Raw genomic sequence first — 13199 nt, forward strand, 5'->3', positions numbered from 1 at the left:
ACAGAACACCCTACCTTGAGTTGTGATTACACACACATTTTTCACATCAAGAAGATTGAATTGTCCGTCTATGGATCACAACCATCATTATAATAACGCTTATACAAATGAAAATATTAATGCCAAAAACCATTTTGATAGCCTGAAGTTGACTCTCTTGCCCGATCTGTCTACTCACCATCCCAAGTCCAAGCGCAGAGCCAAACACCATACCCGCATTTCGTGTTAAGGCAATGATTCCTCCAATGGAACCTACATGTTCCTTAGGCGTCTGCTGCATAATATAGCTATTATTCGGAGAAGCAATAAGTCCCATCCCAAGTCCAATAAGACATAGAATTGCAGCGATTCCAGAGACCGGGATATTCTCTAAAAATAATAGCAACAGTACGAACCCGCTTCCCATGCAGCTTAGCCCCATTAGCATCAATCGATGAGAGCCATAACGATCGGACCAGTAACCAGCAAGAGGACCTGCAAAGGCTAATGCAATGGGATAAGCAGCCATCATGTAACCGGTAGTAGAGGACGAAAACTGAACCGTTGCTCCCATCAAAAAGAACGGAATAAGGACAAGTAACGTATTAGAAAGAATAAAAGAGGCATTGCTCACGATCAACCCAACCGATACAGCAGGAATTCTTAGCGCCCGAAGAGGTAGAAAAGGTGTCTTTTGCCTCCGTTCCCATAATAGAAACGTGACCAACAGCAGGATAACCCCCATCAAACTCGCCATCGTCTGCGCAGACACCCATCCCCACTTGCTCCCATTTGTAATTACGAGAAGAAGCAAGGTGATCCATGCCATGAACAAGCCCGCCCCCACGATGCTGACAGTTCCCGACTTACGATCTTGCACGCGGCCCGGAATGTACCGGTAAGCCATAATTGTAGCCACAATCGCCACAGGAACATGGATCAAAAATAGCCACTGCCAGCTGAGCCACTCCGCAATCAACCCTCCCGCAATAGGGCCAGTCATCCCGCCCACTGCGACAGCCGTACTCAGAATTCCGAGTGCATGTCCTCTCTTCTCTTTCGGCATATGGATGCTGATGAGCGCAATATTCGTTGCTTGGAACATCGCAGCACCTATGCCCTGCACAACTCTAAGCGTAAGTAATATTGGCAGATTAGGTGAAAAAGCGACCAAGATCGAACCAACTGTAAAAATCACAAATCCGAGATTATGAATGCGGCGAAACCCATAACGATCACCCAATTTCCCCATCACAGGGAGAAGCACAGTAATCACTAGTAGGTACCCTGTTGTGATCCACAACCCCTTCGCAAGCTCTGTCTGAAAATGATTAATAAAAAAAGGAAGCGATACATTCATAATTCCGGCTGTAAAATGGGAAATAAAGGCTCCCATACAAATAGCCGCCATCATACCCAATCGCCGCCTGCGGGTGTCCGTTAGCTCTTTATTTTTTGCAACATTCATGCTGATCCCGTCCCCACTCATATTTGTCTAAGAATACTAACAATTATAAGTAGATCCATTGCCAGGACCAATCCCATAAAGATGGGATAAAGAGAGGGCTGTCTTTTAAGTCCTAAAAAGACAGCGAAGCAGCTTATTCTCCGTAATTGGAGAACAAGCTGCTTCGTATTTTGTGTCGTGAAGGCTACATCATCTATGGAAGTTATTTAATCAAACGTAGTCTGTGGACGAAAAAAGTCTATTTTATAATCCAAGGATTTGCTTTTTCTTGGCTTCAAATTCTTCTGGAGTTATGATACCGGAATCCTTAAGTTCTGCTAACTGTCTCAAATCATCGATCGACCCAACAGGAGCTGGAGGATTAGGGCGATTGTGTTTTTCTGATTTATATACTGCTATGTAATCACGGATTTTTTCGGCGATTTTCATTTTTCCCGGTTGAATAAGAACAACGTTAGCACTCGCTCCTTTCAAATTATCCTTTTTGGATGTTTGAAGGCTGGATGTAATTACTTGTAAATAAGGGACTTTTAAAAAGGGCTTAACTATACTGATCGTAATAACGGAATCCAAGGGAATCGTTTGAGTTTGTCCTCCCAATTTCTGAACATTACTAGGCTTAATTACTAGGTAATCCTCGTATAGTTCAAGAGATGATGTACCGCCGCTGATTTCGTGTATCATATTATCCACCTCATTCATAAGATATCCCTATCTTATCATATATTTACAGTCCGCTTCTATATTTATCCTCTGCTTCAAATTTCATAGATTCAGTCACTGAATCCCCACTGAATAAATTCCTAAATCAGGGAGAAAATAAAAATCACTTAACATCTAATTTATTAAGGAGAACTGCATGCGGAAATTTTTCAGCCCCAAGATTCCTCCGGCAAATCCAAAGCTGCATCCACAAACAGAAACCAAAAATGAGCGTTCAAACAAGGTACCTTTGTCCCCTGCCATATCTGAATCTCTCGAGGACAATTTGCAGATTATTAGCAATTGTTTTGCCAATTGTTCAGATCTAAAGATTATCCCTTGGAATTATGGCCCTGATCTTAGGTATCAAGCCTTGGCAATCTACTTCAATACACTTACCAAGTCTGACCCTACAAATCATTTTAAAGATACTTTGCAAAATCTAGTTCCGCATGAGCTAGGTCCCGCCTCAGATGTAAATGTTCACGATGTCATCTCTTTCTTTGAACAAAATGGGGTTACTTCTCCACTCCTTGAATTGATGGACAATATCAATCAGGTCGTTAAGGGAATTCTTGACGGAAAGGTTGTCATTCTCTTTGATGGCTGGCAGAAAGCAGTCGCATATTATGCCCTTGATGTTGAGCAGCGTCAAACCTCGGAGCCTATTACTGAGCCAACCGTACAGGGTCCACACATCAGCTTTATAGAAAGCTTGGAGCGTAATATCGGTGTTATTCGTAGCTTACTAAAGACTACTAATCTTAAGTTTGAGTTCTTCACTTCCGGTAAGCAGGTTCAAAGAACGTTGTCCTTTGGTTACCTGGATGGAGTAGTGAAACCAGAAACGTTACAACAATTCAAGCAACGTATAGCTGATATCGAAAAGGAAGAGATTATTGACGTATCCTATCTCGAAGAGTGGATCGGGGATTCTCTCTACTCTCCCTTCCCACAAGTCCGCTACACAGAACGACCAGATACAGCTATAACCGCTCTACTCGACGGGAAAATTATTGCTATGGTAAACGGAAGTCCTTCCATATTGATCTGTCCTGGAAATTTCATGGAATTTTTTACGAATAGCGAGGATTATTACTACCGAACCATTTTTTCATCTTTAATACGGTTGATTAGAGTGGCTGCCTTCATCATCGCGCTGTTGTTGCCTAGCACCTATATCGCGTTATCTAACTTCCATTCCGAACTAATTCCCACTGTTTTGCTACTTGCCATTCTTAACACGCGCGAAGGCATCCCCTTTCCTGCCTTGATTGAGGCATTAATCATGGAATTTTTCTTTGAGCTATTAAGAGAAGCGGGCATACGCTTACCTAGGCCGATCGGGTCAGCCGTCAGCATCGTTGGTGCATTGGTCATAGGACAAGCAGCTATACAATCGCAAATTGCCTCTCCGGTTATGGTCATTGTGGTCGCCTTAACAGGTATTGCCTCTTTTGCGCTCCCTCAATACAATATGGCCATTGCACTGCGGATCTTGCGGTTTCCATTAATGATTCTTGCGGCAACGTTCGGAGGGCTTGGGATCATGGTTGGTTTTATACTGATTTATCTCCATCTGACTACCTTACGCTCTTTAGGTGAGCCGTATTTAGACTCGTTGGCGCCACTTGACCTTAAAAAAGTACGTTTTTCAATTTTCGTACTTCCGAGAAAGCTACTGCTTCATTCACCTCGTAGTCGTCATTTATATAAAAAGACTTCAGGAAGGAAGTAGATATAGTGAAACGACTTACTACCTTGCTAATCTGCCTTCTTGTTCTCAGCCTAACTAGCGGATGCTGGGATAATAAAGAACTTGACGAGTATGGGTATGTACAAGCAGTAGCCATTGACCAAGGGGAAGATGATCGCTTTGTGATAACGACTCATTTCTATAATCCTTCCACCAAAATTGAAATGGGGCAGTCAGGGAATCCAGCGTCCAAGGGGATTAATATTTCAACGAGTGGAGAAACCTTTTTTGAAGCCATACGAGAGATCCCTGCAAAATTCGGCCGAAAAGCCAAATGGGATCATATGCGTGTCATTTTAATCGGTGAACAATTAGCTAGAAACCTGAACATAAGGGAAGTGCTTGATTTTTTCTCTAGGGATCAAGAGCCACGTGGTACCGTTCTTCCCCTCATTGCTGAACAAGCCGCGGCGCCTTTTTTAGATGTAAGTCCGTTTATTGAACAAACCATTGGTCAACAGTATAAGAGAATGGAAACAAGTGGTGCCCTATATGCCGCAAAAACTTCCAAAATCCCTCTTTATGAGCTGGCTATTCAAATGTGCAGTCCCTCCAACACTTCTGTTCTACCATACCTGCATAAGACCCGTGTAGATAATAAAGCAATAATATCAGGACTAGCGTTAATACAAGACGGGAAAATGGTAGAACTTCTGAAGGAGAAAGATACTGAGGCGTTCATGATGCTAATGGACAGATATATTTATGGAGTCTTAGAATTTCCTTGCACGAATGAGACCGAAAATGCGCTACGAAAAAAGGAATCTCTTGAAGTGCTCACCTTCAACAGTAAGCTTACTCCAACCGTAAGCAATGGCTCTGTTTCCGTCGGTGTAAAAATTGCTATTGAAGGTACAATCGGAGAGTTACGCTGTTCACACTTAAAAACTGTTAAAGACATGAAGCAATTTGAACAGCGAATTGTAGCTCAGGTTGAACAGCAGGTAAAACATACTACTGATTTTTTTAAAACAAAAAAAGTAGATGCACTTGGAATTGGTAATCAGATCTATCGAAGAAATCCGCAGCAGTGGAAACAATTGGGGCCTGTATGGAAGGAAAAGCTTGCTCAGACTGAATTCGATATCCATGTTGAAGTCAAAGTGCTAAGCACTGGTATGAATTCAGGTACTATATTCGGGACAAAGGAGTAGTGGCTATGCTGGGACAAATTATCTGTGTACTGATATTAGCTTCCGCTATGCTAGCCCATGACATCCCAAAGTTTAGACAGGCCTCCGTTCGTGATCGAGTGGTCTATGGAGTCCTTCTGCTGCCGGTTCTTTATCTCGGGTTTATCTTCGTAGCAGCAAAACCGTGGCCTAATTTGGACTCGCTCTTCAATCTACTTACGGGTCCAGCTGAACACATCGTCCATTGGATCAATCCGGCTATTTCATAAGCGTATAGAAAGAGGAGGAACGTATGAATAAGCAAGAACGTGTTAGCTCTATCCAAATGTCCATGCTGTTTCTCTTCTTTATGACAGGTTCTTCAATCGTCATCGTCCCTGCTTCACTAACTAATTTTGCTGGCAATGGAGCCTGGATTTCTCTCATCATTGCCTCGGCCATAGGAATGCTTCTGCTAACCGGTATTCTCTATTTAAATAGACGAGCTCCAGAGCTATCACTTGTGGAACAAAGCCGCGCTGTGCTTGGAAACGGACTGACTCTCGTTCTATTACTTCCTTTCACATGTGTTTTGTTTTGGAATGTCGCAGGAATTGTCATAGAGATCGGTACCTTTTTCAAAAGTACGATGTTAAAAGAAACGCCTACTTATGCGGTAAATACGATGTTTTTTATAACGATTGCCATGACAGCGCTCGCTGGCATCGAAGTAATTGCCCGTATGGCCGCAGTCTTAATGTCTCTAATGTTCGGATTTATTATCTTGGTCTGGATTCTCGTAGCAGGTTTGTATCATCCCGAATACCTGCTGCCCATCATGCCTGATGGAGTTAGACCTATCCTAAGTGCTGCATATGTAGTCTATGGCTTTCCCTATTCCGAGCTAATCGTTTTTTCCATAATTTTACCTTTTGTGCATAAAGAAGATAAATCAAAGCTAGGAAAACAAATGTATCTGGCACTCATCATAAATGCCCTGACGTTAATTACTTCTGTCATTAGCAGTATTATGGTACTGGGACCCCTGTCCGGCAGCTTGAAATATTCATTGTACCAGTTGGCGAGGTTAATTTATTTTCAGGAAACGATAGAGCGGGTCGAGTCCGTGATCGGTTTTTCATTGATTATTGGCTTCTATTTCAAGGCTTCAATCCTGCTGCTTATTCTAATTAAAGTCATGAAGGAGCTTCTGAGATTAGAAAATGAAAAACTAATTGTCTTCCCGCTTGCTTTTATTTGCCTTCTGCTGTCTGTGACAACTTACACACAAGAATCTGAGCTTACAGAAATCGTGAACACTACTTGGCCCTTGATCACTAATTTGGCTTACATCCTGCCGTTCCTTCTGATTCTGTTGGTCACATTTATTCGATTCCACATGAAGAAGCATAAAAATCAACAGTTTTGATCCAATTTTTAATCAAGGTCATCGATTACACTGAAATTGAACTTGGAGCCTTTCTTTTCAAGCTTGAAGAGCATACGCGCAATATTCGTTTGATCTTTATAGAATCTTTCAGCATAATATAGCTCTTTATTTCGCAGATTTTAGGTTCCTCTTCTCTTGAAACCAGCCCATCACTAGAAGTATGAGTGGAATGATAAACAACATCGGAATCTGGAGATAGTACTGAGTGATACGCATATCTATATAGATAAATTCTACATTATTGCCAGCTATCGCAAGGGAGCAAATGAACATCACCATACTTACAGGGATAATTAATTTACGATAGGATGGAATTCCGAACAAGGTTGCCGTACCTAATAGCGTCACATATAAGAAAATGCCGAGCCGAAAAAAACCTCCCACAATGGCCGTGACGAGAAACAATGCATCAAGGCGTTCCAGAAAAGCACGACCTTCAATTAACTGCGAGGTAGTCAGCAATGGATATTGTGTTCTTGTAAATAGATCTGCCCCGAGGACAGACACATTTAAAAGGGTAACAAACGCAATAAAACATCCGCTGATCAATAAGCCTGTGATCACTGTTTTCTTTATTTTGCGTGGCTTATTTACATAGGGAAACAACATCAAGAACACAATAATCTCACCAAAAGGAAATGCAACGGTGCCGGGAATCGATTGCTTCAGCACGGTTAACCACCCCTCTTCAAGCACAGGTCTTACATTTTGAAGATTTACATTCCCTGACGTAAGAATCAAAGTTAAAACGGTAATAGAAACGAGAAATAACACCGCAAAAAAAAGCTCCGCAGTCCTCGACAATACCTCTATCCCTTTTCCAACGACATACATAACCGTGAACAGCATCAAAGCAATAATTACGAGAAAGGGTGTCTGCATAAACACAAAGGATACAGCCATTGAAGCAAAATCACGGACTACAAAGCTCCCATTAAACAAAAAATAAACGACATATAACAAGGCGACGAGACGTCCCACTACAGGTCCTAATATCTTTTTTGCATACTCCGTAAGCGGAAGATCCGGATAAAATAGTGACAATCGATGATAGATCAGAAATAAACAAATGCCCCCGAGCATCCCTAGGATTGCGGTAATCCATGCATCTTGTTTGGCTTCCACACCAAATCCGGAGATAATCGCACTCACGATTTCAAAAATTAATACAAGGATAAGCAGTTGACGGGGACTGATCTTTGCTTTTTCCAATATCCTCCCTCCTCTCTATAAAAAATGGATTCAACTACTAATATCGATACTTTCCAATATGGTTCTATTCCGTAATCCAGTATTACGCAAATAAGCCTCCACTTTCACTTGTACTTCAATTGTTGGGAAGGTCACATCATTCCAATCCCGCTTCAACGTTCTCCATTGCTTAGGATAATCACGATGCAGCACTTCACCGAATCCAAAAATGTCCGACTTTTGCTGTTGCATTAATTTAATCGTGGCTAGCGCCTCATCATGAACGGCTTGTGTGTACAGACGCTCAATTTGCAAGAACAATTTAGGGTTAGTGATATCAATGGGGACATCAACCTCTCCAATATTTGCATCCGCGCCAATCTTCACCTCAATTATTGGTTTACCGAATTTATCAAAGCTTGAATGAAATGATGATTTGGACCGTATATTCTCGATCCCGATTGTATGTGGCTGCCCATTCCAAGCCATGGTTAACAATGTCGAACGAACTCTGCCTAACACCCATAAGAATCCACGACTTTCACTCCCGTCTAGCCACCTCATTAATTTCCCGTCTTTAAAAGTAGCAATCCCATTAGTCATAATCTTATCTTCTTTATTTGTAAGATCGAGTTGAACGCCAGTAATGGTCGGTTCTTTACCCGATGAAACGATGGCTTGAATGACTTGGTATATTTTTTCATCAATAGTTTCGCCAAATGCTTTCTCGGTATCAGCTACCATTTTCTTAATCTTAATAGCAGGTGAATTATCGAGACTTGTTGGTTGTTTAATGATCTCTTCTCCCGTCGTTCCCCTCGCGATAACCATTGTAGCGGAAGGACGAAACTCACTATCCCGCTCAATACCGTCAAAAAGTTTCTTAATCCCCTGTGTTTCAGCCAATTCTTCACCTACCAAGAGAACTAACGAATGACCATAATGTAATTGCCTAGAAAGGTTTTTCGAAAGAACACGAGTGGCATCAAATACATTATTCCCTTCTGCTGAATATGTGGTTGGAGGTAAGGGTACTGGACTGCTCCCACCTTGTGTACTTGAAGCATTTGTGGGATTAACAATTTGAACCGTAACCCGAATGTTTTTCTTCTCACCTTTATCAATCGCCATCGCAACCACAAAACCAATATCCGTTAGCTCTCGACTATCCCAACATCCCGTAAGCAGAACAATCATAACCATCGACAACCAAAATCCTGCTAATTTACGCTTCATCCGGATCACCCACTTGCTCTGTTGTAGGCCTCTTCATTAATTTAGGAACCAAATGTCTCATCCAAATCGGTAAAGCCGCATGAACCTGATCATTCTTTGCATGCATCGACGGACTATAAGGAGCCATATAAGGAACACCAAATGAACGTAAACTACACATATGTGCAATGATCATAATCAAGGTAAGAATCATTCCAAAGAAACCGAACGTTGCTGCGCTGATCATGAGGAGAAAACGTAACAATCTCGCGGATACAGCAATGGAGAAAACAGGTGTCGCTAAACTTGAGATAGCTGTAAGTGAAACAACAATAACCATTGCCGTTGACACTAAACCTGCTTGTACAGCTGCCTGCCCAATGACAAGTGCTCCAACGATGGATACTGCTGATCCAATCGCTTTTGGCATGCGAACACCTGCTTCACGTAGAATCTCAAAAATAATTTCCATTAATAGCGCTTCAACAAAAGCAGTAAATGGCGTTGCTTCTAGCTGTGAAACAAGCGATATCACTAACTGTGTCGGTATCATTTCTTGATGAAAGGTTGTTGCTGCGATATAGAAAGAAGGTCCAATCAACGAAATGATATACATAACGATTCGTAACAGCCGCAACGCCGCACTAATGTCATACCGATGATAAGAATCCTCTGTAATTTGAAAGAATTGATTAAAAACGGCTGGGATGATTAGCATAAAGGGGGTTCCATCCACCAAAATTGCAATTTTACCTTCTAAAAGATTAGCAGCAACGGTATCTGGGCGTTCAGTAGGTAGGATCGTCGGAAACGGAGTGAACCTCTGATCTTCTATCATTTTCTCAATATATCCCGATTCCAGAATACTATCCAATTTGATCTTGCGTAGACGTCGCTTCGCCTCTTCAACAATGGCATCATCCGCGATCCCATTTATGTACATGATTGCTATCCTGGTATGTGTAACTTGTCCTAACGTCATCGATTCCAGCCATAAATTAGGATTTCTTATGCGCCGCCGAACCATCGAAATATTGGTTGTTAAGCTTTCAACAAACCCTTCACGAGATCCTCGAATTGAGGTATCCGTACCAGGCTCATCGATGGCGCGAAATTCACCGCCCGATGTAGCAATTGCTAGGGCTTCATTCGATCCATCAATTAATAAAATGGTCTGCCCCCACAGCAGAGCATCATAAAGTTCATCCCATTGAACAAGCGTCTTCAGACCACCGATAGGAACAATTTTATCTGTGATGACTTGGACCAGATCATTTAATGACCTTTGTTCACTACTCAGCATGACGTTTAGCAAGACTTCCATTACAAATTGATTTATGGTTGTATTGTTAACAATGCCATCCACATAAATAATTGCGGCTTGAAGCTCCTCCTCCGAGCCCCCTATCGTAAATTCACGAATAATTATATCTCCACTATTCCCTGTCTTTTGGCGAATCTGCTCTACATTGACTCTTAATTCTGTTGAATCAATCGGTATTGAAGGGACAGTCCATTGCGGATTGCTTCCAGTCCTTTTACTACTTGCATTTCCATCCATTTCCATGCCCCTTCACCTTTCTCTCCATTATTTGCTGCGCTTTGCGTGATTATTCTGCCCATTAGCAGCAAATATTATTGGAAGATAACAATGAAGGCAGGGAAGTGGTATGAAAATATTCTTCATAACTGTACTGTTACTTTTCTTAGGATTAGGACTTATCTTTCTGCTTGACATCATTTCAATCTTTAGCTTACAAGAATCTTATCGTAATATAACGGCCTCGTTTCGTGTAATGAGCCCTTCCGAACGCCTCATCTTTAATTTCTTGATTGTAGGCACAATAACTTATTTAATATGGCCAGTGATTCAAAGATGGTTGCCACAGCAACCTCCATCATCGCAAGGTCAACCATCCGAGCATGTCGGCAGAAACCAGACGAAATAGTGAATCATAAATAAAGCCCATGTCTTTGGACATGGGCTTTTAAAATTAACTGTACAACATATGTTGTTTATATTGCTGATCATACTAACCAATAAATTCTTGAACCCACTCGCTGTTGTAGTATCCTATTCCAATTTCAGTAAAGGAGCTATTCAGGATGTTGGCACGGTGACCAGGGCTGTTCATCCACTGATTCATTACTTCTTCCGGGCTCGACTGGCCTTTGGCGATATTTTCCCCTGCTGTATTATAGGAGATCCCAAATGCCTTCATCATATCGAACGGAGATCCATAAGTTGGTGACTGATGGTCAAAATAATTGTTGTCGGACATATCCTGCGCTTTGGCCAAAGCCATTTTCGACAGCTCACTATTCAAACTAAGGGGTTTCAAGCCTGCGTTTGTTCTTTCTTTGTTCACCAATTCCAACACCTTCTGCACAGATGCCGATGAACTGGTGGAGGTTTGCGGATTAGCAGAATATTGTGGATTGGCCGATTGTTGCGGATTAGCAGAATATTGTGGCTTAGCGGAAGTTTGCGGATAAGTGGTTTGATCCGCTGTTGTACCACCTGTAGGTGGAGTAGTACGGATAAATCCATCCAGCCATTTCGATACATCACCGGGTACTTGTTTAGTCTTAATCGTTGAATTGCCTGCATTCTCTGTGGAAATAGAAGACGCTTGAGTCAAGTTTGACGTTGTAGCTGTTTTGCCAGCATGATGTCCAACCTTCGTTTGTTGAGTAGTCATTTGGTTGTTGGCTGATTGATTACCCGAACAAGCTGTAACAAGCAATAGCGCTACTATTACGATAAATGGTTTGATAACGACCCCTCCTGATTTGGCAAAGTTGTGACTTAATCGAATAAAGTTTTTGTAAAGCACGATTGAATTATTCATCTCTAATTCAAAAAATAAAAAGCAAAAAAATCCACAGCAACATACATTGCTGTGGATTTTTTTGTAAGCTTATTATGTATCGAGATCCGTATTCTTGTTCACATAGAGCTCACTAGGTTGAACTTGATATCGACCGGAATGCAGCAGCTCTGGTAAACGCCCCATGCGCTCCGCCAAACAAGAAAGACTTTGCTCATGAAAATTAGAAAGCCCCGTATGAATCCGATCTTGAAAAGGCTTAAGCCATCTTGATTCTAAATGATCAGGACCGAAATAAACCCCAAGCAGAGAGCCAGCCGTTGCCCCGAAACTATCCGTATCGTTGCCTTGCATCACCTGCTTGCATATTCCATCGCCAACATTATCTGCAAAGCGCAGGGTATTAATTAAGGTTCCTATTTCCTGATAAACCTCACAGTGACAATAATTTGCATACTTATGGTTAATACTCTGATACGCTTCCAGCCAGTCATCTGCATTCGCTACCATCTCAAGGCAATCATTAGTAATCTCGTAAAATCGGCTTCTTTTAGGAACGAACTGCAGAGCCGTATTGATTATTTCAATGGGATCGCGCAGCACGTGAGCAGCAGCAATCGCAGCAGCAATAAACATCGTGGCGTAAATGCCGGTCCGGCGATGAGTAAAACTCGCATCCCGCCAAGCTAGCTCAGCAGCCAGAGCAGGTTGACCAGGACAGGCATATCCATAAGCATCTGCACGAATCGCCGCACCGCACAGTTCCGTACCCTGCACCATAAAATCAGGCCAAGCCTCTATTTCAGAATGATTGAATAGTTCCTTATCATGTTCCAAATAACTAATGCCTGATCGCATCAAAATTGCCCTTTCCGGACCCCAAGTTGTACTTAACGGAAGATGATTTAACCATAAATCTCTTAAATTTCTTTTCGTAAAACGATCACCGAATTGTTCTAACACCATCATTCCCATTAATGTGTAATTGATATCATCATCAGGTGCCACATAACGAATTCGCCCCCGTGTTGTCTCAAACCAAGACCAATGACGACGATCCAGCGCATGGAGAATTTCTTCAGAAATGTAATCATTCAGTGGCCATTCCCCTACAGAAGTTAACGCTTGACGTAATTCTGACAAGCTGGGGTTAACCTCTATCGGTTTGCCCAGCATTGAGCCACAGACTGAAGCAAGGAAACCTGCCTCTACACGCTTGGAGCTATCCTTCAGATTCAAAATCCCGACCTGACCTAGTGGCCGTGCCGGTTCACATTCCCGCCATATCTCATCTAAAGCGTTCGGCTCATAGTAAGGCCAGTTGTCCCTCATTGGAATGACAGCCAAGCTATGGGCGAATTCTAGATAGGCATCATAGCTTGCAGGAAGCTTTTCCAACTTGGCTAAATAACCGGAGGTTTGATGCCCCTGCTCGAATTTATTACGCAGAACTCCTTCCAATTGAAGTTTAAGAAATGTAAGCGATGGTAGCATA

At 42.1% G+C, this 13199-nt stretch carries 11 protein-coding genes; 4 read left to right on the top strand and 7 right to left on the bottom strand.

The annotated features are described in order from the left end of the window. Nucleotides 1–46 precede the first annotated feature (46 nt). Nucleotides 47–1447, bottom strand: coding sequence for an MFS transporter (locus MHB64_RS19875; RefSeq protein WP_341135218.1), 1401 nt, complete (start codon nucleotides 1445–1447; stop codon nucleotides 47–49). Nucleotides 1448–1690: 243 nt separating this feature from the next. Beyond that, entirely contained in the window at nucleotides 1691–2149 is a 459-nt protein-coding gene (locus MHB64_RS19880; protein ID WP_094869307.1) for an SHOCT domain-containing protein, read from the bottom strand. 157 nt (nucleotides 2150–2306) lie between these two features. Here MHB64_RS19880 and MHB64_RS19885 point away from each other — a divergent pair, with 157 nt between their 5' ends. The 4 genes from MHB64_RS19885 to MHB64_RS19900 are packed head-to-tail and all read left to right on the top strand — an operon-like array spanning nucleotide 2307 to nucleotide 6446. Continuing rightward, nucleotides 2307–3887: a spore germination protein gene (locus MHB64_RS19885; RefSeq protein ID WP_341135219.1), complete on the top strand. Its 1581-nt coding sequence runs from the start codon at nucleotides 2307–2309 to the stop codon at nucleotides 3885–3887. 5 nt (nucleotides 3888–3892) lie between these two features. After that, the gene (locus tag MHB64_RS19890; protein ID WP_179281546.1) at nucleotides 3893–5059 is read left to right on the top strand and encodes a Ger(x)C family spore germination protein; all 1167 of its coding nucleotides are present in this window, start codon (nucleotides 3893–3895) and stop codon (nucleotides 5057–5059) included. Between the two features lie 5 nt (nucleotides 5060–5064). Further along, nucleotides 5065–5307: a hypothetical protein gene (locus tag MHB64_RS19895; RefSeq protein ID WP_341135220.1), complete on the top strand. Its 243-nt coding sequence runs from the start codon at nucleotides 5065–5067 to the stop codon at nucleotides 5305–5307. Nucleotides 5308–5330: 23 nt separating this feature from the next. Further along, the gene (locus MHB64_RS19900; protein ID WP_094869303.1) at nucleotides 5331–6446 is read left to right on the top strand and encodes a GerAB/ArcD/ProY family transporter; all 1116 of its coding nucleotides are present in this window, start codon (nucleotides 5331–5333) and stop codon (nucleotides 6444–6446) included. Between the two features lie 126 nt (nucleotides 6447–6572). Here the strand turns inward: MHB64_RS19900 and MHB64_RS19905 are convergent, their stop codons facing one another. The 5 genes from MHB64_RS19905 to MHB64_RS19925 form a co-directional block, all read right to left on the bottom strand. After that, nucleotides 6573–7679, bottom strand: coding sequence for a GerAB/ArcD/ProY family transporter (locus MHB64_RS19905; protein ID WP_179281545.1), 1107 nt, complete (start codon nucleotides 7677–7679; stop codon nucleotides 6573–6575). Between the two features lie 30 nt (nucleotides 7680–7709). Next, nucleotides 7710–8894, bottom strand: coding sequence for a Ger(x)C family spore germination protein (locus MHB64_RS19910; RefSeq protein ID WP_280786463.1), 1185 nt, complete (start codon nucleotides 8892–8894; stop codon nucleotides 7710–7712). Next, a complete protein-coding gene (locus MHB64_RS19915; protein WP_341135221.1) occupies nucleotides 8884–10434 on the bottom strand; it encodes a spore germination protein in 1551 nt (516 codons plus the stop codon). The genes MHB64_RS19910 and MHB64_RS19915 overlap by 11 nt, the downstream gene beginning before the upstream one ends. Nucleotides 10435–10906: 472 nt before the next feature. Beyond that, complete coding sequence (locus MHB64_RS19920; RefSeq protein WP_256989746.1) at nucleotides 10907–11710, bottom strand: CAP domain-containing protein; 804 nt, start codon at nucleotides 11708–11710, stop codon at nucleotides 10907–10909. An 87-nt stretch (nucleotides 11711–11797) separates the two neighbouring features. After that, nucleotides 11798–13198 carry an ADP-ribosylglycohydrolase family protein gene (locus tag MHB64_RS19925; protein ID WP_341135222.1) on the bottom strand — a complete coding sequence of 467 codons (1401 nt, stop codon included), beginning with the start codon at nucleotides 13196–13198 and terminating at the stop codon, nucleotides 11798–11800. Between the last annotated feature and the right edge of the window lies 1 nt (nucleotide 13199).

The sequence above is a fragment of the Paenibacillus sp. FSL K6-2859 genome, assembly GCF_038008265.1.
Lineage (GTDB): Bacteria > Bacillota > Bacilli > Paenibacillales > Paenibacillaceae > Paenibacillus_AQ > Paenibacillus_AQ nitricinens.